The organism is Algoriphagus halophilus, from assembly GCF_041729275.1.
GTDB classification, from domain to species: domain Bacteria; phylum Bacteroidota; class Bacteroidia; order Cytophagales; family Cyclobacteriaceae; genus Algoriphagus; species Algoriphagus halophilus_A.
Window position 1 is genome coordinate 1,062,112 of record NZ_CP146486.1, and the last position, 21,070, is coordinate 1,083,181.

General features: G+C 37.7%; 18 protein-coding genes, 1 tRNA gene and 4 pseudogenes. 15 read left to right on the plus strand and 8 right to left on the minus strand.

All coding sequences use genetic code 11. The features are described from left to right. Window positions 1-3 precede the first annotated feature (3 nt). From hemF to V8V91_RS05785, 10 genes and pseudogenes are all read left to right on the plus strand, one after another. Window positions 4-913: pseudogene (gene hemF / locus V8V91_RS05740) on the plus strand (oxygen-dependent coproporphyrinogen oxidase). 77 nt (window positions 914-990) lie between these two features. Beyond that, entirely contained in the window at window positions 991-1,485 is a 495-nt protein-coding gene (locus tag V8V91_RS05745; RefSeq protein WP_373399240.1) for a phosphatase PAP2 family protein, read from the plus strand. 161 nt (window positions 1,486-1,646) lie between these two features. Further along, window positions 1,647-2,300: an outer membrane beta-barrel protein gene (locus V8V91_RS05750; RefSeq protein ID WP_373399241.1), complete on the plus strand. Its 654-nt coding sequence runs from the start codon at window positions 1,647-1,649 to the stop codon at window positions 2,298-2,300. A 102-nt stretch (window positions 2,301-2,402) separates the two neighbouring features. Next, a complete protein-coding gene (locus V8V91_RS05755; protein WP_373399242.1) occupies window positions 2,403-3,542 on the plus strand; it encodes a porin in 1,140 nt (379 codons plus the stop codon). A gap of 100 nt (window positions 3,543-3,642) precedes the next feature. Further along, window positions 3,643-4,842, plus strand: a complete 1,200-nt coding sequence (locus V8V91_RS05760) for a BamA/TamA family outer membrane protein (protein WP_373399243.1) — start codon at window positions 3,643-3,645, stop codon at window positions 4,840-4,842. A 118-nt stretch (window positions 4,843-4,960) separates the two neighbouring features. Further along, window positions 4,961-5,437, plus strand: a complete 477-nt coding sequence (locus tag V8V91_RS05765; RefSeq protein WP_373399244.1) for a hypothetical protein — start codon at window positions 4,961-4,963, stop codon at window positions 5,435-5,437. A gap of 20 nt (window positions 5,438-5,457) precedes the next feature. Beyond that, on the plus strand, window positions 5,458-6,105 hold the full coding sequence (locus V8V91_RS05770) for a DUF4136 domain-containing protein (protein ID WP_373399245.1): 648 nt from the start codon (window positions 5,458-5,460) through the stop codon (window positions 6,103-6,105). Between the two features lie 3 nt (window positions 6,106-6,108). Next, window positions 6,109-6,699: an outer membrane beta-barrel protein gene (locus V8V91_RS05775; RefSeq protein WP_373399246.1), complete on the plus strand. Its 591-nt coding sequence runs from the start codon at window positions 6,109-6,111 to the stop codon at window positions 6,697-6,699. Between the two features lie 138 nt (window positions 6,700-6,837). Continuing rightward, window positions 6,838-7,383 (plus strand): DUF4136 domain-containing protein, encoded by a 546-nt coding sequence (locus V8V91_RS05780; RefSeq protein ID WP_373399247.1) that lies wholly within the window; start codon window positions 6,838-6,840, stop codon window positions 7,381-7,383. A gap of 17 nt (window positions 7,384-7,400) precedes the next feature. Beyond that, window positions 7,401-8,042, plus strand: coding sequence for a hypothetical protein (locus V8V91_RS05785; protein WP_373399248.1), 642 nt, complete (start codon window positions 7,401-7,403; stop codon window positions 8,040-8,042). A gap of 57 nt (window positions 8,043-8,099) precedes the next feature. Here the strand turns inward: V8V91_RS05785 and V8V91_RS05790 are convergent. Next, window positions 8,100-10,633, minus strand: a pseudogene (locus V8V91_RS05790) (phosphoenolpyruvate carboxylase). A gap of 243 nt (window positions 10,634-10,876) precedes the next feature. Between V8V91_RS05790 and V8V91_RS05795 the strand changes: the two are divergent. Further along, window positions 10,877-11,943, plus strand: a pseudogene (locus tag V8V91_RS05795) (lactonase family protein). On the opposite strand, the gene V8V91_RS05800 reads toward V8V91_RS05795, so the two are convergent. Beyond that, window positions 11,940-13,022 (minus strand): o-succinylbenzoate synthase, encoded by a 1,083-nt coding sequence (locus V8V91_RS05800; protein ID WP_373399249.1) that lies wholly within the window; start codon window positions 13,020-13,022, stop codon window positions 11,940-11,942. The pseudogene V8V91_RS05795 and the gene V8V91_RS05800 overlap by 4 nt on opposite strands. 72 nt (window positions 13,023-13,094) lie before the next feature. Between V8V91_RS05800 and V8V91_RS05805 the strand changes: the two are divergent. The 3 genes and pseudogenes from V8V91_RS05805 to V8V91_RS05815 all read left to right on the plus strand — a co-directional run bounded on the left by V8V91_RS05805 (window position 13,095) and on the right by V8V91_RS05815 (window position 15,877). After that, window positions 13,095-14,303: pseudogene (locus V8V91_RS05805) on the plus strand (S-adenosylmethionine:tRNA ribosyltransferase-isomerase). 49 nt (window positions 14,304-14,352) lie between these two features. Continuing rightward, a complete protein-coding gene (locus tag V8V91_RS05810; RefSeq protein WP_373399250.1) occupies window positions 14,353-15,525 on the plus strand; it encodes a hypothetical protein in 1,173 nt (390 codons plus the stop codon). After that, a complete protein-coding gene (locus V8V91_RS05815; protein ID WP_373399251.1) occupies window positions 15,518-15,877 on the plus strand; it encodes a hypothetical protein in 360 nt (119 codons plus the stop codon). Before V8V91_RS05810 ends, V8V91_RS05815 begins: the two co-directional genes overlap by 8 nt. On the opposite strand, the gene V8V91_RS05820 is transcribed toward V8V91_RS05815, so the two are convergent. Further along, complete coding sequence (locus V8V91_RS05820; RefSeq protein ID WP_373399252.1) at window positions 15,874-17,094, minus strand: hypothetical protein; 1,221 nt, start codon at window positions 17,092-17,094, stop codon at window positions 15,874-15,876. The genes V8V91_RS05815 and V8V91_RS05820 overlap by 4 nt on opposite strands. A gap of 809 nt (window positions 17,095-17,903) precedes the next feature. Here V8V91_RS05820 and V8V91_RS05825 point away from each other — a divergent pair. Beyond that, window positions 17,904-17,991, plus strand: a tRNA-Ser gene (locus V8V91_RS05825). Between the two features lie 461 nt (window positions 17,992-18,452). Here the strand turns inward: V8V91_RS05825 and V8V91_RS05830 are convergent. From V8V91_RS05830 to V8V91_RS05850, 5 genes are all read right to left on the minus strand, one after another. Beyond that, complete coding sequence (locus V8V91_RS05830) at window positions 18,453-18,584, minus strand: hypothetical protein (RefSeq protein WP_373399253.1); 132 nt, start codon at window positions 18,582-18,584, stop codon at window positions 18,453-18,455. Window positions 18,585-19,323: 739 nt separating this feature from the next. Beyond that, complete coding sequence (locus V8V91_RS05835) at window positions 19,324-19,428, minus strand: hypothetical protein (RefSeq protein ID WP_373400628.1); 105 nt, start codon at window positions 19,426-19,428, stop codon at window positions 19,324-19,326. 2 nt (window positions 19,429-19,430) lie between these two features. Continuing rightward, complete coding sequence (locus tag V8V91_RS05840; protein WP_373399254.1) at window positions 19,431-19,682, minus strand: hypothetical protein; 252 nt, start codon at window positions 19,680-19,682, stop codon at window positions 19,431-19,433. Window positions 19,683-19,897: 215 nt separating this feature from the next. Continuing rightward, complete coding sequence (locus tag V8V91_RS05845) at window positions 19,898-20,110, minus strand: hypothetical protein (RefSeq protein WP_373399255.1); 213 nt, start codon at window positions 20,108-20,110, stop codon at window positions 19,898-19,900. Continuing rightward, window positions 20,092-20,922: an alginate lyase family protein gene (locus V8V91_RS05850; RefSeq protein ID WP_373399256.1), complete on the minus strand. Its 831-nt coding sequence runs from the start codon at window positions 20,920-20,922 to the stop codon at window positions 20,092-20,094. Before V8V91_RS05850 ends, V8V91_RS05845 begins: the two co-directional genes overlap by 19 nt. Window positions 20,923-21,070: the final 148 nt, after the last annotated feature.

Here is a 21,070-nt window from a genome sequence, read left to right on the forward strand (position 1 = left end):
ATGATGACTAGAAAAAGCAAGGAAGAGATTTCTAAAATATACCAAGGTATTCAAGACCTTATTTGTAACCAGCTTGAAATTGGAGATGGAAAAGGGAAATTTCTGGAAGATAAATGGGAAAGACCTGAAGGCGGTGGTGGGAGAACCCGGATTTTTCAAGGTGGGGAAATAATCGAAAAAGGAGGCGTTGCTTTTTCAGCAGTCCATGGACCAACCCCACTAAAATCCTGGAAAAACTGAAGCTGGAAAAAGCCAATTTCTATGCCACAGGGGTATCGATCGTATTGCACCCAAAAAACCCTATGGTCCCTATTATTCATATGAATATCCGCTACTTTGAAATGGATAATGGGGTGCATTGGTTTGGAGGAGGGATAGACCTCACCCCTCACTATATCAATTTGGAAGATGCTTCTTACTTTCATTCGGAAGTAAAAAAGTCTGTGATCAATTTCGTCCGGATGCTTACTCCAACTATAAAAAATGGGCCGATGACTACTTTTTTATTAAACACCGGGATGAAACAAGGGGGATTGGCGGGATTTTTTATGACCATTTGAAAGCCAATTCAGATCAAGAATTTGAGGACATTCTTAATTTCAGCCTCAACGTGGGAAAACTGTTTCCTGAGGTTTACACCTATTTTATGAAAAAGAATCACCAAATTCCGTACGGTCCAAAAGAAGTGGCTTGGCAGAAATTGAGACGGGGTAGATATGTGGAGTTCAATTTGGTTTGGGATGCAGGAACAAAATTTGGCCTGGACACCAACGGAAGGACTGAAAGTATCTTAATGAGTATGCCTCCGGAAGCCAGTTGGGAATACATGCATCAACCAGAAATCGGTAGTGAAGAAAGCTTTACTTTAAAGCATTTAAATAAGGGAGTGGACTGGATAAACTTTTCTTTATGATTGAAACCATCAAAAAATGGGACGAAAGTCTCTTCATTTTTTTAAATTCTTTCCATTGGGATTGGATGGATCCTATCATGTACCAATTTTCTCAAACGGTAACATGGATCCCCTTTTATGCCGTTTTAATCTACTTTATCTACAAAGCTGACCCGAAAATCAGCTGGTGGGTGTTTGGTGGAATTGCATTATCCATACTTATCGCAGACCAGACTACCTCTGGCTTCATGAAACCCTTCTTCGAACGCCTGAGACCTTGCCATGATGAGCGCTGGGAGGGTATTATGCACAACTATGAAAGATGTGGAGGCCTCTATGGTTTTGTATCTTCACACGCCGCAAATACTTTTGCCGTCGCCACATTTTTAAACCTAAAAGTTGGGAAGAGAATCAAACACCTGAAATGGCTGTTTCTTTGGGCTGCGATTATTTCCTACACCCGGATTTATTTAGGTGTACACTACCCTGTTGATGTGTTGATTGGGGCATTCATAGGCTTTTTAGCAGGGTTGATCAGTTGGTTTTTGATTGTTTTTATCAAAAGGGAAATCCTTAAATCATTACTCAAATAAGAAATTCCTAAAAGTGTAAGTACTGGTAGTTAAAGCTGATTCTTATCAGATATCATTAATATTTGACAAGTTTCATTGAATCATCTAAAGATTAATTGTTACTTTATCCTTATAATTAAAGTACTTTTCAATTCCAATCAGTTGATTTAAACTTTCTCATAGTGAAAAATACCATACTATTTCTAGCGCTATTTGTCATTTCCGGAATTGCCATGGCACAGGAAATCAGAGTAAATACCTATGGCGGGTATATATTCAAGGACAAAGTAGATTCTTACTATTCCAGCTCCTCTTATTTTAATGGGCAAATTCAAGATGGATTCCGATGGGGTGCTGGTCTGGAATACCACATACCGAACCGCGGAGCAGTAGAGATTCAATACTTGAGACAAGATACAAATGCACCTACCACCTATCTTGACACTGGGTTTCAAGGAGGACCTAGATTCACTGATTTTGATATGGCCATCAATTGGATCATGTTGAATGGGACCCGTTACTTCCCAGTATCTGAACTTATAGAACCTTTTGCTGGAGCTGGTATTGGAATGGGTATTTTTAATGTTTCAAACCCTGACACCCGAAACAGTAGCTCCGCTACAAAATTCTCTTATAACATACGAGGTGGAGCTAACTTTTGGTTATCTACCAATGTCGCATTTAGAGCACAAGCTAGTTTATTCTCTGCCACACAAGCCATTGGAGGAGGGCTTTACTTTGGTACTGGGGGTTTAGGGGCAGGACTTTCATCCTATAGTTCCTTATTCCAGTTCGGTTTTGAAGGAGGGCTGGTATTTAGAATCCCTGGGAATTAATTTTCTTCTCTTGGAAAAATCATAAAAATGCATTGGGAAAATATCATATTCTCAATGCATTTTACGTCTTTTGCCTTCGCAAATTTCAAAATCAGAATTTTAATGGATTTCTTTAGGGACTTACCTATTCCAATTAACTTCAAATTCCTGCTCGGACTATCTTTTATCCTTCTCAGCTTTGGTTCCATCGCTCAAGAAAAAGATTCAATCAAACAAGAATCCGTTTTAAAAGAAAAACCTATAAAACACACATCCAAAGGTTTTGTATTTACTACTGCGGATGAAAAATTTGAATTACAACTAGCCAGTAGACTCCAGTTTAGGTTTGCTGTTCCAGACGATCAGGACCCAATCACTTTTAATGATTTTAATAATCAAGATGTAAAGCTCTTTAAAATCAATAGAGCTCGTTTAAAAGTGGGAGGCCATGCTTATCAGCCTTGGTTAAAATATTACTTTGAGTATGAACTAGGCCAAAGTATCCTGTTGGATTTCAGATTTATGGTTGAAAAATTCCCTTGGTTAAAATTTAAAGCAGGGCAATGGAAAGTTGAATTTACCAGAGAACGTTTCATCAGTAGTGGTAGCCAACAATTGGTAGATAGGTCTTTATTGAATAGATTTTTTACTGTGGATAGGCAGCAAGGTTTGTCAATTTACGGAAACTTAGATGGCGGAGGAGCTGCCAATTTTAATTATTGGCTTGGCGCTTTTACCGGAACAGGAAGAGGATCAAGATTTAATGATGATTCCAAATTGATGTATTTTGGAAGATTCCAGTGGAATTTATTAGGTAGAGAAGTACCTTTTTCAGGTGGAGATTTAACTATTTCAGAGAAACCAGCTGCATTAATTGCAATAGCGGGGATCACTAATACTAGTCCCTACACCAGATTTTCCAGTTCGGGAGGAGGTAACTTAGCAGGATTTGAAGGCACGAATGATGGTCAATACACCATTAAGCAATATAATATTGAGACTGCTTTTATTTACAAGGGGTTTTCATGGGCAAGTGAATTCCATAGAAAAAACATTGTCGATAACTATGAAGACAGCGGAAGTACTACCCTAGGTGGCGTATACTTCACGGCTGGATATTTCCCGAATCAAGTGGTGGATTTTTGGCCCAAACCTTTGGAAGTTGCCATGAGATTTGCTGTTATCAGGCCTGATATGTCCATTTCACAAAACAAACAAAGAGAATTGGCTCTGGCATTTAATTGGTTTTTGTGGGACATTTGAATAAACTTACCACAGAAATCACGAAATTCACTTTTGAGGATAAGGAACTTCCTCAAAGTGATGAATTAAGATTTAGATTGCAATACGATATATCCTTCTAATGAAACGACTCCTGACTGTACTCATTTTTCTAATGCACTTTGGAAATAGTTATGCTCAGGACTCTGTTACCTACCAACCAAATCAAATTAGGGACTTCAAAATCGTCCCCTTGCCCGCCATAGGTTCCAACCCTGCCAATGGTTGGTTATTTGGAGTGGCCCCATCAGCTACTTGGCGTATGGGTAATCCTGAAGACACCCATTTATCTAATTTGGTTGGTAATTTTTTATACACCACAAAAAAACAATGGATTTTTAGTTCAAGGTCGAACATTTTCCTTTCTGAAGATAAATGGATTTTATGGGGAGACTGGAGGTATTTCATTACCTCACAGCCTACGTTTGGATTGGGAAGTGCTGCCCCAAATGACCCGGGAGAAAATCCCAATCAGGCGGGGGTTCTTTGGGGTGAACAGCAAATGGACTTTTCCTGGTTTAGATTCTATGAAGCGGTTTTAAAAAGAATCAGTGACTCAAAATTCTATCTCGGTATCGGTTACCACTTGGACATTTATTCCAAGATTGAGAATTTCCTTGACACGGAAACCGGTCCATCCGAATTGAGGTTTTCCCATGATTACTATAATGCTCAGTTGGGGTTTAATGAAGATCGTTATACATTATCTGGTATCACCATCAATGGACTTTATGAAAATCGAGATGTTGCAGTTTCTCCCTATGAGAAAAACTTTGCGCTGATTTCTTATAAAATAAATCCATCATTTTTAGGATCTGACAAAACTTCCTCTACCCTCCTTTTAGATTATAGGCACTATTTTAATCTAAGCGAAAAACGGAAAAGGCACCTGATTGGAATTTGGGGATTAGGGAACTTTTTAGTTTCAGGTGATCTACCTTATATGAGTTTACCTTCCATAGGCTATGACACTTTTGGACGAGGAGGAAGAGGCTATGCTCAAGGAAGGTTTAGAGGAGAAACCATGGTTTATGCAGAAACAGAATATCGCTTCCCTTTACAAAAAGAAAAAGATACTTTTGGAGGAACTGTTTTTTTTAATGCCTCATCTTTTGGAAGTAAAATGACACAGGAGAAACTTTTGGAAAACATTAATGCTGCATATGGGATTGGTCTACGAGTAATGATCAATAAGGAAAACAGAACCACCATTACCGCAGATTATGGATTTGGGAAAAAAGGAAATTCAGGATTTTACCTGAATGTGAATGAAACTTTTTAATTCTTTGATATTTTTCAGTCAATTTTAACGTATAACCCATTAAATTTTTATCTTTTCACAGAATAAATAAACTTGAAGCTTTATTTTTAATAAAGATTATCACTAACTCATCAAAATCATGAAAAATTATTTAGCTCCACTGGTAACATGCCTATTTTTTACTGTCAGCTTTAGCTATGGTCAACAGATGACGGTAGATGATGAAATCACTTTAATCCAAGAAGCTTTTGGTAATGATAAAAAAATGATTGTAGAGTCTTATATGGATTTACCTGAAAGTATAGCACCGAGCTTTTGGACGATATACCAAGCATACGAACTAGAACGAAAAGCTATTTCCAGAGACCGTATCAAGATTATAGATGAATATCTCAATAAATATAACTCTTTGGGAGAATACGATGCGGATGATTTAGCAAGGAGAACCATTAAGAATGACATGGATCTCTCAAAGCTTCATTCTAAATACTATAAAAAATTCAAGAAGGCCACCTCTGCCATGGATGCTGCGAAATTTTTACAAATTGATACTTATATCCATAATACTATACGGAATGCACTACAGCAAGAACTTCCATTTATAGGTGAAAATTGATTAAACCAACAAATTAAAAAATGAAACAAAAATTACTCAAAATCACATTAATTCTTACTCTAGGGGTATTTGCACTATCCTGCAGTCCGGGTGGAGCGGATTTCATCGACGAATTGGACTTAGTTTACACCAATTATGATGTAAGCTATGACTTTCAATCTAAATCAACCTATTCACTCCCAGACAAAGTAGTATTAATCACAGACGACTTTATCGGTGGAGAGCCTGGGGATGAACCGGAATACCTTGACCCAAAGTATGGTAACCTAATTTTATCTTCCATAAGAAGTAATATGAATGATTTAGGATACACAGAAGTTAATTCATCTGTAAATCCTGATCTAATTATTTTGCCTTCAGTTTCTCAAACAGACAAGATTTATTATTACTATGATTGGTGGTATTGGAGTTGGTTTTACCCTGGATGGGGACCAGGATGGGGCTGGTGGTATCCAGGTTATTATCCGCCCACTATTTCAAGATATAGGACAGGAACTTTGCTGATGCAAATGACTGATCCAAATGCAATAGATGAGACTGAAAAAGTCCCAGTTTTTTGGACAGGTATTTTTAATGGATTAATAGAAGGAAGTGAAAACAGCATCAACAACCGTGTTAATGCCAGTATTAATCAAGCCTTCGATCAATCACCATATTTAGCAAAATAAGTCATGAAAAATATAGTTATTACTACCCTATTATTTATAGGTATATCCTTTGTTACTTCCGCTCAAAACTCTTTATTTTCTGTCAACTATGTGGTAACTGTTCCTTTGGGTAATACCTCAGATTATATTGATAATCCTTCTGGTAGAGGAATCAATTTTGAATTCCAAAAATTTATTAACCCTCATGTAGCTGTAGGTCTAGAAGCCGGACATACCACACTATATAAAAGAGAAGAAGACAAGGTATATACAGAAGGTTCAGCATCTATTTCTGGAGTACAATATCGCTACCAATATACTTGGCCAATTTTAGTTACTGCTAATTACTATGCGCTTAGAACTGGCCTATTTAGACCATATGCTGGTATAGGCATCGGAACTATGGCAAGTAACAGAAGACTTGACATGGGGATTTACACTACCAGCAAAACCCATTGGCAATTTGCTATTAAACCTGAAGTGGGAGCATTAATCCAACCTAACTCAAGTATGGCTTTCAAAATAGGTGCTAAATATTTGATGGGAACAGGTGGCGATAATTTTGATACTCAGTCAAATATCAATTTTAACATCGGCTTTGTAATCTTCAATTGATTAACTGATCCATCTTACAACAATTTTGTTACATCTAATTGATTGATTTGCCTTTTGAAGGTATGGGTTCTTTTTTGGATAAGGTCAAACCTTCAGTAATATCCTTAGTATTAGTAATTGAATTAAAACATCAATGAAATGAAAATCAAAAAGCTACTATTTCCATATCTAATTTTGTTAGTCAGCTTTGGTTGTACTTCTTCTTTGGTGACCGTGGAAGGTGAGGACTACCAAGACTTCAACCTTTCCAGTTATAAAAGTTATGGTTACATGGAAATTGAAAATACCGCTCCAGATAATCCAAATTTTCAAAAAGCAATTGAACTGATCAAAAATAATATCGACTCAGAGATGAGTACTCGTGGATTAAGTGTTTCTTCCAATCCTGATTTATTGGTAAATATTGGCCTATTGGTGGAGGATAAAGTACAAACGAGAACGACTAGTTTGGCGACAGATCCATTTACCTATACGGGACAAAGGCGTTATACATGGAAAAGTGAAGAGGTGCCCGTTAATACTTATAAAGAGGGTAGCATTACCATGCATCTAATTGACCCGAAATTAAACACAGCAGTTTGGGTAGGTTCCATCGATCGAGTAGTTCCAAAAAAAGACGATAAAAAAGCAGAAGCTATCCAATTCGCCGTGAGTGAATTGTTCAAAGAAATTGACCAAAATTAAATCTTCTCTATTCAACTATGAAAAAGAATAATATAGTATTCACTTTGCTTATTTTGGCATTTGCCATTTCATGTTCTCCAAGTTCCAAAATTATTGGATCTTGGACGGGTCCAGACACTCCATCTGAACCTTATAAAACAATTTTCGTCACTGGGATTTCCAGTAACTTGGTGGCTAGACAAACCATTGAAAGCGATATCAACACTCATTTGAAAGAGAGAGGAGTTACTGCTGTCAGCTCTTTTGATATTATTCCTCCCGGTTTTAAAGCTACAGAAGAAAACAAAGATGCTACATTAAAAGCCATCAAAGATGGGGGTAGTGATGCGATCTTAACAATCGCCTTATTGGACCAAACCTCTGAAACCAGATATGTCCCAGGTACTACCATGTATTCACCTATGATGTATGGAGGTTATTATGGCAGATTCTATGGGTATTATTCTTACTATAATCCTGTCATGTATAACCCCGGATACTATTCTACAGACAAGAAGTATTACTTGGAGATGAACCTCTATGATGTACAAACTGAAACACTTGTTTGGTCTGCCCAATCAGAAACAACTAATCCTAGTTCGATCGAATCCTTTTCCAGAACTTTTTCTGAATTGGTGGTTTATCAATTGATCAAAGACGGATTAATAGCAGGCAAGTAAACCAAAAAAAGCCGCTTCCATTTATTGATGAAAGCGGCTTTCCTTTTTTATGATTTTTTAGGCAGCATTTCTTGCCGCATTGATAATTCCAAACATACTTCTCAGAATTAATTTCTGAAGTAGTTCTGAACTCTTTCCAGATTCAAGCATCGATTGAATCGCATATTGCTGAATGGTAATCAATGGCAAAACTATTTTTTCACGAATTGCAATAGATTTTTTACTTACTTGATTATCTCCCATCAACTCTTCCATTTCAGAAACCTCTTTCAGCTTCAGAATTGATTTATTGTATTCATCAAACATTATTTCCCAAAACTCTCCGTACGTCTTATTTTTCTTTAAATAAGCGGTTGCTGGATAAAAACATTTATTGAGAGACTGCATGGAATTACCTAATAAGGTTCTGAAAAACAAGCTATTTTGATAGAGTTCTTTCACCTCATCAATTCGCCCTTCGGATTCAAGCTTTTCTATAGCGGTTCCCACTCCATAAAAACCAGGGATATTCTGTTTCATCTGTGCCCAACTACCCACGAAAGGTATTGCTCTTAAATCTTCAAATTTAAGACCTCCACCCTTTCCTCGTTTGAGAGGTCTAGATCCAATGTTGGTCATTCCAAAATATTTCAGAGGAGTCACGTGTTCCAGATATGGAACGAATTTATCGTGGTTTTTGAAGTCCTTATAAGACTCATAAGCTTTATCGGCTAGTTCCTGAATCAAGGCCCTTTGGCTTTCACTGAGGTTATTTTCTGAATCTGAATATAAATGATTCTCTAGCCCAGCACTTAACAACTGCTCAAAGTTATAGGTGCAGGAAGCCTGTTTTCCATAATTGGCTGAAATGGTCTGTCCTTGGATCGTAACTTGGATTTCAGAGTTTTCAACTTTCTCACCTAAAGAAGCATAGAAATTATGCATGTTTCCTCCTCCTCTAGCTGGAGGGCCCCCTCTACCATCAAAAAAGGCTATCTCAATATCATTTTCCCGAGAAACTCTTGTCAATTCCTCTTTTGCACGCAATATGGACCAATTAGCTTGAAGGTAACCACCATCTTTTGTCCCATCAGAGAAGCCCAACATGATCGTTTGTTTATTACCTCTGCTTGCCAAATGTGCTCTGTATTCAGGTAAATGATAGAGGGAAGTCATGATCTCTGGAGCTTCCGCCAAATCATCAATGGTTTCAAACAGAGGAACGATATCCAAAGGCAAGTTCTCCTTCCCCTTTCCTACTGTAAGCTTAGCCAATTTATACACTTCTAATAGGTGTTTTCTAGATTGACAATTAGAAATGATATAGCGATGCAATGCTTCTTCTCCATTGGATTTTTGGACTTGCCCAATCACCCCAAATGTTTGAAGCATTTCTTTATGAAAATCATCTTGAACTTCTTCTACGGCAGGTAAATCTTTGATGGCTAAAATTTGCGCTATCTGTTCATCTTCTGTTTCAGCCCAATCAATTCCTTTCAACTCAAATATTTCTCCCCAAAGACTATCATGCTTTCTGCTATCTTGCCTTACATCCATATAAGCGAAATGGAGGCCGAAAATCTTAATCTTTAGAATAAATTGGTCTAGAAGATCTACAAACATTCCATTATGATCTTGTATCAAGGTCTCCCTAACTGTAAGCAGATCTTCCAAAAGTTGCTCTTTGGAGGTATAAACTGCCTCATCCTCAAAGAGCGTTTTATAGATGGACCGTTCAATATGCAGTACTTTATCCTCTACATTCTTGAAGGTCAACCTTCTTTTCAATTTTCTAAGATCTCGGTAATAACATCTTAAAATCCATTTCTGAAGCCTTTCAGCCACTTTGACGGTGGTATCATGAGTCACAAATGGATTTCCATCCCGGTCTCCACCTGGCCAGAATCCTATTTTTAATAAGCCTGGATTCTCCCAGGTATGAAGTGGAATATCAAGCGTAGAAAGTAACCTGATGGTGATATCAGAAATGCTTTGATAAAACACATTCTCCAAATACCATATCAAGCTGATGGCTTCCTCATAAGGTGTTGGTTTTTCCCGATTGATAAAGCCTGTTTTACCCAATTGCTTTAATAACAAATTGATTTTCCCAATATCATCAGAACGAATAGCATTCTCGAGATCAGTAATAATCCCAAGTACGCTTCCTGGATAAAATTGAGTCGGGTGGGCAGTCAACGTAAGTCGAACTGAAAAGCTCTTCAATTTCTCAATCAATGCCTCTCGTTTGTGATCATTATCTGCTCTTGCTATTAAAGCTTTGATAGAACCTTTTCCAGTCAGGTCATTGATTTTTTCAAATGCAGCATCCTCTATAGAGTCAAACAATACCACTTGCCGCTCCACATATTGGATCATTTTAAACAAAAGGTTGGTTTGTTCTTTCTCCGAATTATTTGACATCATCTCTTCAAAAACCCTTCAATGATCTGTTTTGGAGTTAGACCGGATTGAAAGCCTTTCTGACATGCTGTACCTAAAATTGGCAATAAAGTACCTGTGCGGAAAATGTCATCAAAAGGTAGATCTAAAAATAAACTGTTGTAAATCGTAAATCGCTTCGCGACTTCGGTATCATAGGTTTTATGCATCAGGGTCTGGTTTAATAAGCTTACCAAATTAAATAAAATTCTAAGTTTTACCCAATTATTTACCTATTCAATAACAGAAAAGGCAAATCATTTAATTTTTTACATGAAAATTATCAATTCTCAGCATTTTGAGCAATCATAAACAATTGAATATTTTTCTATCTTTCCCAGATGAAATCATTAATTAGTATCATCCTTTTATGTATTCTGTGTTTTTCTTGTAAAAACCCTTCCAATTCCACTATGGGCCAATCCGAAACTACATATACCTTTCTAATAGGTACCTATACAGATGCTGCGGATCAGGGGATCAACCTTTTAAAATTCAATCCGGAAAAAGATATTCTTGAAGTTACCTTATTAGCGCCTGATGTGCAAAACCCTTCTTTCGTAATAGCCAACAAAGAGGGGAAACAAGTATTTGCATTGGAAGAATCCGCTGGAACAAAGGGAGGAGAGGTACTTAGTTTCAAGCTAAACATAGCTTCCGATTCTTTAGAGACGTTGGATAAAGTACCGTCTTTCGGTGACCACCCTTGCTATATAGGTTTATCCCCCAATGAAAAATATCTTACTGTAGGTAATTACACGGGAGGAAGTCTAAGTATCTATGAAATCACCCCAGAAGGAAAGCTGATCCATCAACAAACCATCCAGCATCATGGAAAAGGAACAAACCCTGATAGACAGGAAGGTCCCCATGTTCATAGTACCGTTTTCAGCCCTGATGGGTCCAGGCTATTGGTGGCAGACCTTGGAACCAATAAACTATACAATTACAAGGTAAGCCCGGAGGAAGAAGAGCCTTTGTCTCTGGTCAATGAATTGAGTCTTTCCGCAGGAGATGGTCCAAGGCATCTAGTTTTCTCAAAAGATGGCAACACCCTCTTCCTAGTGCAGGAAATGTCTGCAATTCTCGAAATAATTGGGTTCAACAATGACACGTTTACTCCCAAACAACGGCTCAGTTTATTGGATGAAAATTTTGAAGGAGCGGTCGGTGCTGCTGAAGTGAAATTATCCCCAGATGGTGAAAACATCTATGTTTCCAACAGAGGGGATGCCAACACCATCTCCGTATTTAAAAAGCCCAAGATGGAACATTCTCAAGAATCCAAAATACAAGCTCCGGCGGACTCATGCCGAGAAATTTTAACCTGACCCACGATGGAAAATACCTGTTAGCTGCGCATCAGGCTAGCAATGATATTGTGGTATTCAAAAGAAATGAAGAAAATGGGTCTTTAACCTTGACAAACTGGAAAGTGAAAGTCCATAAACCAGTTTACTTGTTTCAATTACCTTATTAAGAGGGCAATTCCCAAGGAACTTCGACCTCGTAATAAATATTCCCCTCACGAACAGTTAGCGGAGAATTCAGATTATTGTGAAACAACTTCCCAGTTCCCAACCCCTGTGGAATGGATGGCTGATATTGACTTGTCAACTGACTAATGGCATTTAAGCCTATATTGCTTTCCAAAGCGGAAGTCATCCACCAGCCAATCCCACGTTTTTCGGCTTCGCTGATCCAAGATCTGGTTTCTTTAATACCTCCCAATAAACTTGGCTTCAAAATAATATAAGGAGGATTGATCTGATCTAATAACCCGGCTTTATCCTTGACTCCGATGAGTTCCTCATCCAAAGCAATCGGTAATTCAGAGGCCATGCATAGCTTCTTCATTTCTTCCACCTGCCTGGACCGAATCGGCTGTTCGATGCTATGCAGATCCAATTGATGTAAAGCAGTCAGTTTAGAAAGTGCTTCTTCGGGTGCAAATGCTCCATTCGCATCCACTCTCAAGGTGATTTCTGAAGCGGAATAATTGCTGCGGATATAGTGTAATAAATCAAGTTCTTTTTCAAAATCAATGGCCCCGATTTTCATTTTGATGCAGTGAAACCCTTGAGCCAACTTTTCGTCAATTTGCTGTTTCATGAATTCTGCACTTCCCATCCAAATGAGCCCATTAATAGGAATTGGAAGCCCTTTCTCATAAAATGGATTCGAGACAATCTTTTGATTACCGCCATTCAACAAATCCAACAATGCTGTTTCCACTCCAAATCGAATACTCGGTAATTCAAATGGGATCAAATCACCTACCTTTTTCAAAATTAAGGCTTCTTCCATGGACCAGGATTCCTTTTCCAAATCCCGGAGCGTTTTTTCCAATATCTGCTCAAAATCAGGCCTGTCATCTGGGCTTAATTTCACCAATGGAGCCGCTTCACCCCATCCGATCAATTCGGGTTCACTTTCGCGAAAGGCCTTAATCCAAAACACTTCTTTCGTTTTCAAAACCCCTCTTGAAGTTCCAGCATCGAATCGAAAAATTAGATTCCTTTTAATGAATTCAAATCGGATGGTTGGAATAGTCTGCATAGTTTAATCAGTAAGCCAATCGGTAATTTTGTTTACAAGGGCTATATTTGCCAGCGAATTAGGAAAAAGTACATGAATATCCCTCAGATAGATTTAAAGGAATACGAATATACATTACCAGAAGAGAGAATTGCTAGGTTTCCGCTTGAAAAAAGGGATTCTTCCAAACTACTTCATTTTAAAAATCAGGTAATAGCACATCAACGATTTTCGGACATCCCTAATTTATTGCCGGAGGATAGTCTTTTGGTTTATAACAATACCAAAGTCATTCCTGCACGCCTTATTTTTCAAAGAGAAACAGGTGCCCGAATTGAAATTTTCCTGCTTCAACCCATCGCTCCCACTACCGTGATTCCTGAAATTATGCTAGCGAAGCATCCAGTGATTTGGGAGACCATGATCGGAAATTTAAAAAAATGGAAAGATGGAGAAATCCTTCAGGGAAGGATCATCTATCAAAATCAGGAAATCATCCTTTCTGCCAAATTAATCAATAGGGACCGTAGAGAGGTTGAGTTTTCATGGGATCAAGAACAGATTGCGTTTGTCGATGTGGTGGAAGCCAGCGGCGAAGTCCCTTTACCCCCTATTTAAACCGTAAGCCAGTAGCCGAAGATCGGGATAGATACCAAACAGTCTATTCCCAAAAAGAGGGGCAGTGGCTGCCCCTACCGCCGGGCTCCACTTTACAAATGAAGTATTGGAAAAACTCCGAAAAAAGGAGTGAAAACTGAGGAAGTAACATTGCATGTCAGTGCCGGGACTTTTCAACCCATCAAGTCGAAAAATATCACCGAACACCCCATGCATAGCGAACAGATCCATGTAGATCGTCATACGATCAGGAACCTGCTCCAACATCAAGGAAAGATAGTGGCGGTAGGCACCACCTCCATCAGAACATTGGAAAGTCTTTATTGGTACGGTGTGAAGCTATTGAGAAAGGATGGAGAGGAATTCAACATTCCTAAACTTTATCCATATATAGAATCCTCCATTCACCCTCAATACAAAGAATCCTTTCAAGCTATCCTCGATCATATGGAAGCCAAAGGAATGGATACCTTAGTGGGTTCAACGGAAATTTTCATCTTCCCAGGCTACCAATTTCAAGTTGTTAATGGGTTGATCACCAATTTTCACCAACCTGGATCTACCTTGATTCTTTTAATAGCGTCTATCCTAGGTAATCGTTGGAGAGAAATTTATGAGGAAGCATTAAATTCTGGTTATAGATTCTTGAGTTACGGGGATAGCAGTCTACTTTGGATCAATTAATTTCCTTACGAGGATAAACGTGCATAGCAAACTCTCTTTTGTACCGGCCATGAGGAAACTCGTCTTTAACCTTTTATTATTCTCTTTTTTGCTTTCATGTAAAGAAGATGAAAAACCAAGGCCTGGTAATGGAATACTTACGGTTACAGGAATAGATTTAAGAAACACCCCACTTTCTAACGATAATGGAACAAATTGGACACATGTGCTGACTAATTCCCTGATTGTCAACCTCACCAATGAAACCAACCAAACCTTTCAACTAGAGCTGAACCCCAACACTCTTGAAAAGTCTTTTTCAATTGAACTACCTTTGGGGAATTATACTTTTCATTCGATTCCTGTCAGTACAGATTTTTCGGATTTTTTGCCTTTAAAAGCTGAGGGGCAACTAAACCTCAATCAAGAAAAGCAATCATGGAGATTACCCGTAGACACCGAATATGGTTTATTGACCCTCTCACAAAGTCCTGACTCACCCGCACCACTGTTTACCTCTCATCCTTCCTTTCAATTCAATAAGAATAATGAAGTATATTATTCTTATATCAAATCAGGAATAAAGACAACTGTTGAGGTTTCTTCAACTTCCCCATCTAATAGTTTTCAGGTAATCAGTCAATCAGTGCCTTTTCAGCACGTTTCAAAAATCATTCAGAAGCAGCATGAAAATGTTCTGGATGCATTTCAAAAAACGGACTTTGATCTGGTTCAGGAGAAAATCAATCTGGACTTGGATCATCAACCTATCAACCTATCACCCTGGATTCAAGCTGAATTAGGAACTTCTCTCAATGAAAGTTCGGGACTTGCCTATATTGACGGCAGGTTATTTTCCATTAATGATGAAGACAATGACCCTAAAATCCAAGAGTTGAACCCTGAAGACGGACAATTGATACGGGAAATAACTATTGAAAATGCCTTCAATGAGGATTGGGAAGAATTCGCCCAAAGTGAGTCACATGTTTTTATAGGAGATTTCGGGAACAACCTAGGAAGAAGAAAAAACTTAAGTATTCTTAGAGTCTCAAAAGATGAACTCCTTCATTCCAATACCTTAGTGGCTGAAAAAATAGAATTCTCATTTGCCGATCAGGTGAATTTTTCCGGTCCAATGGAGAGCAATAACTTTGATTGCGAAAGTTTTTTTCCTGAACAATCAACTTCATCTATTTACCAAAAATCGCGGGGATGGAAAAACCAGGCACTATGTGATTAAAGATGAGATAAGCACACAAGAAGTTTCTCCTACGGAAGAATTTGACACCCAAGGCCTAATAACCGGTGCTGATATCAGTCCAGATGGAAAGGTCTTTGCTCTTTTGGGCTATGAAAATAAGGGAATTGCTAGCCAGTCTTTTATCTGGTTGTTTTCTGATTTTAGTACTACTGGGTTTTTCAGTGGAAATAAAAAAAGGATTTATCTGGGAAGCCCTTCCATTCTATCCCAAACAGAAGGCATCGTTTTCAGGACATCGAATGAAGTCTATATCTCAGGAGAGGAAATAAACTTTGGAGGCGTTTATGTCCCTGGCAAACTGAGCGAAATGAACATAAAGGGGCTTTATTAATCAAATACACTCATGTTTTTGGCATTGGTCCGGATGACATCATCCAACTCTTTTGCCAATGGCTTGAGGTATGAAAAATATTTTTGATTTTCTATATCCAGTTGATGAGGGTCGATCAAATCCAAAAGCCCCAACATGGAAGACAAGGGAGAGCGCAACACGTGGGAAGGCTTTAATGCCAGCTCTTTCAGCTTTTTATTTTCATGCTGAATCTCCACCAATTTATTTCCCCAAGCAGAAATATCTATCGCTTGTATCAAAGCCGCAACTCGATCTCCATTTGGATTCAAAACAGGTTTTACATTCACTTTCCAAAACCCAAACTCCTCCTCATTCAGTTTGAGATTCAGTTCTATTTCGGAGGAACTTCCTTTTAAAAGGCATTTTCTTACATTTTCCTTTAATTGAGTAAATCTAGAAGAATCGGAAGTGAATTGGAGCTTTGATCCCTCTTGGAATTTCGAGCCAGACCAGGATTCTGAAAGCACTTTACCCGCATTATTTTGCTGGATCAAATTCATATCCGAATCCACCACCCAAACAGAACCAGGAATTGCTGTTAACTGAGTTTCACTAAATGGTTTTGTAGTTTGAAGAGAAAATGGTTCTTTCATTTTTGGAAGAAAAAAAAGTTGATACCCTTTTTTATGTCGGACTAGTAAGCCCGTGAATTCATGACCTAGTTTGGAATCTTTTAGAGGTAGAAATTGGGAGCTTTCATGACTCAACGACAGGCTTCTCCAGGAGGTATTGGTTACTATTTCCAAACCAAGCTCGGAATCAAAAATTCGTTTATCAGAAAATTCATCTAAGTCTATACCAAGCCAATTTCTGACAACATCCTCTACTTCAATTACGAAGAAATTCTCGTCTAACAGTATACTTGGTAAACCCAGGATATCACAAAGATTATCCAAAGGTATTTCCTGCTTTAGAAACTGAAAATCTATCCCTATCCCAACTACACCTAATAAGTCCATGTCAAGATTGGTAATGACTGAAAACTCAATCCAAACCTTCGGATTACTTCGACCTCCTCTTAATTCTAATAACAAGTGCTGCTTTTCTTTTGGACAAGACAATAACTCATCCATGGTCCTTGCAAAATCTCTACAGGAGCTTTCAGACAAATACGAAGACAAGGAAGCAGTTTCTACTCCCTCAACAGTCTCTTTAAAGATTTTATTAGAGTCCAATAAATTTCCTTCCACATCCATCAGGATGAGAAAAAATGATTGGAATCCATTAAAACCTCCGGAATAAGATTTTCTATTTTTTCAGCACTAATCACAGCATTAAAGAAGTACTAGGTGATAACTTCTTGATTCTTTGAGCTTAAAGATTGATAAAAATTATCAATTAAAAAAAGGTGGTTTTGAAGAATTTTATACTATAAATAGTCATAATTCGAATTAAAATTTTTATACGGCAGAAAAAAAGTAAGTGAATAAATGAAAAATGCTTTTCATCCCTGAAAAGCATTTCTAAAAAAATCAATTTTTTTTGAGCTTACCTGTTTACAAGCACTTGGCTAGTAAATTCAGAGTATTCTATCTCTTTTACCATCAGAATCAGTGCATTTGCAAATTCTTGCTTACAAGCAAAAATATGGTACGGATAATCTGGATTCGAAGTAAAAATTATCTGATTTGAGCCAAAAAAACGTTGCAGTTCTTCTTTTGAATTAGTTTTAATTTTCACAGAGTCTGATTTCAAACTATTTCTTTCTATTAAAAAATTTCCGTTGCTCGTTTGTATTAACATAGTTTTAAAAGAGGATTGATCACAAATTTATAAAAGCGAAATTCAATAGAAATACCCAGTACTGGGTATTTTTCCCAAAAAAGGAATTACGAACATGTAAATTATTTCTTTTGATTACCAGTATTTTAACAAAAAAGTAAAATAGAAATGATTTCTAAGCCTCTGAAGCTTGTTATAATCTTATCAATTGATTTATATTTGCAACGCCTTAGGGAAACAAGGAGATTTATTCAAGTAAAGTCCTGTGCTCCTTAAGTCAAAAAGAGGGTTGGGTGAGTGGCTTAAACCAGCAGTTTGCTAAACTGTCGTACGGGTCAAACCGTACCGGGGTTCGAATCCCCCACCCTCTGCAAAGCAAGCCTTTTCGCATAGCGGAAGGGCTTTTGTTTTTTAGCTACCAAGCTTGCTTGAGTGGCTATGAAATAAAAAGACCAAAACGAACCAAGGGAGTAGGCTTGGTTTGCACCTTTCCCCCAACTAGGGAAAGGCGAAGCCAATCCCCCACCCTATGCCTGAACAATCCCTAACTAATTTTAAGACAAGTAGTTATGGTTTAATTTTTTTTAATAAAGTAGCGAAATCAGTAGCGAATTCATCTTATTTTTGAATTCTGATTATCATAATATCTTTTCTCTGGTTAGGTACATTTCAACTACTCGTACTATTCGTACAGTACGAGGGGTACGAAATTAGGAATACGTATTTTAGATAAATTCCCAATACTCTAAACTAGGAAGCTGTTGATTTCTGAAAATATTTAAGCAAATCGTTTCTGGTGTAACACATCAGAAATGGCCAGCTGCCAGGTGATCTAACCACATACATACATTCCTACCAGCATTCGATAGCTGCTTCCTCGCTCACTTGGGTACTTCTCACCAGTGTAAAATGTTAACCAGTTTGGTTGTACCTCATCCGGCACAAAGTGATTGTCTACATCCACTCCAATTTCTTGTCACCAGGCACGAAGATCTTCCGAGCTCGCCTCATATACCCTCCATAGAAATAGAAAGGCTTTATAAAATGAGCACCTTGAATTAGGGATTGCAAGAAAAGATAAAAGTTTCGAAGTTTGGTTTGATTTTCTCAGTTACATAAAGCTATCTGAAGCTTCGGATTTTAAGGCATTCATCTTGAACAGCACTGCCAATCTACCTTTCGCCTGATGCTGGAAATTTTGAAAGAAAACGAGAATGTCGACCTATATCTGGATAATGATGCAATCGGTGAAAAGTATATTAATTCCTGAATTAAAATCGCTCAGTTGTATCGGTATTGCAAAGAAAATGGTGTGACGACAGATTGGGATTTATATGGCTCAAAAGGTAGTCGTAACAAAATCGAAAAATTAAACTTCACTTGCAATCGATCCATCCGAGGAGAAGTTGATATGAAAGTTTCAAGCTCTTATTTCGGATCAAAGAAACCAATATGAAGGCTTGGAGGATTTGAATGATTATCTTAAGTATTATCAAGAAAATTGAAAGAATTTCAATGGTATAGAATTTCATTTCAGCCTCGTCATGTGGTACGAGGTTTACGAAATGAAACTATTGCTATCTTCTCTTAAAACATGATTGACAAATCAAATAACTCATTAAAAACTAAATTTTCAATAAACACTTTATTCACTTAAAAGAGCCATTGATTTCAAATACCGGTTTTACTCTTTATAAGAAGGATTATCTTCTACTGTGGTTATCAAAAAACTTTAGTGTACTCTCCAGATGCTTTTGCCAATATGCCCACTGATGCCCTCCATCAAATTCCTCATAGGAATGCTCCACTCCTAATTCTGATAATAGCTCATGCAAAAGTCTATTCCAGCAATCAATTCATCTTCTTTTCCGCAATCAAAGCGAATGGCAGGCAAAGAATTTATGTTCCTTTTGATCAAGTCAATTACATCATTGTCTGTATTTCGAAGCTTATAAGAATCGGGAAATTCTTCAACAAATAAGGACATTTCAGAAAACCTCTTGATGTCACTATGAGCCGAAATAGCAGAAAAAACCTCTGGATATTGAGCTCCAACTTTCAAGGCTCCAGCACCATTGGTAGAATCCAGTACAAAATCTCATCTAATCATTGTCAAAAGTCTTTTTAAACTGTAATCTCTCCTCAAAGTAAAATACGTTAATTAGCCTCCCTTAACTCCCCAGTCTACGAATTTGATTAATACTATTCTTTTAATCCCAGGTAGTTTTCCTCCTCCAGATTTTTATTATAGACTACCTAAAAGACCATCTTCTAATTTTATCTTTTTGGTTTCTTTGCAGCAGCAAGCACAGATTCCCAAGTAGGATATTTCTCATTTTCACTGTCGCTCAGGTCTTGCACAATCTTATTAAATCTGTCATCAAAAAATTGTGCATATTCAAAAAGCTCCAATCCCGATATAGGATCCCATGGCGTACCTGGCTTGTAATGGTCATTTCCCTCAGCATATCTCAAACTATCAAAAGCCACTTTTGAATTCGTCCATTGGGGATAAATTTTCTCCCCCTAGCATATGGGATAACCAGTTCAACAGACTTTTTCACAGATCCTCCGACTGAATTCTCATAAGAGTATAGATTGAGAATATCCTCCTTCAGTAACAGGATAATGGATAATAAAGGCTTCAGACCTCCGGAATGATATGAAAGTGCGTCTCTTTCTCTCAGGTCAAACGTGGACCCATCGGAATTGAAATTCTTTTCAATATACTCCTCCACTTCTGATCTGGTGAAGCTCAATAGATTCTCATTATTCGTCAAACTTCCCACCATCGCTACAATTTTGATCCGCTTACTTCTCCAATTACCCAATTCCTCAGGATAGCTTCCGTTTAATTCAGCCTTCGCGATACTTTCCATCCAATCAAAGATTTTGGATCTTTCATTTGACTCCAAGGCATCTTTGATATAATCCGCTACCACAAAAAAAGGAGTGAGTTTATTCTCATTGATCGGATTACCCGTTGGTTTGTAGGAACTGGCCCAGGCAAGTATAAACTCCTTTGCTTTGATAGCATATTCTTTCTCTCCTGACACCACATATGCATATCCTAGATAATGTGCTTTCTCTACGTCTTTTAGCTTGGCAATGGTCTCTTGTCTCAATGGATTTTTGTCATGCAGTCCTTCATAATAAATGATGGATGCAGGATTTGGAATATCGTCTAAAGCCTCATCAGCTTTGGATTTTATTTCCAAAAATGACTCATAGGCTAATTTGTCGCTGGCAATCAATTTTTTAAGACAAAGTTTATCCTGGTCTGTCAAAGGGATCACAGGCATCAACTCAAAAGAGCAAAGAGTAAAAATAAGCGCTATGGAAAAGAAAGTTTTCCTCAAATTTTGGATGGTTTTAATCAGCATAAAATTCTGGATGACACAATGAATTGAATTCTTTTAATGACTTTTGATTTATCCAAACTCAAAATTA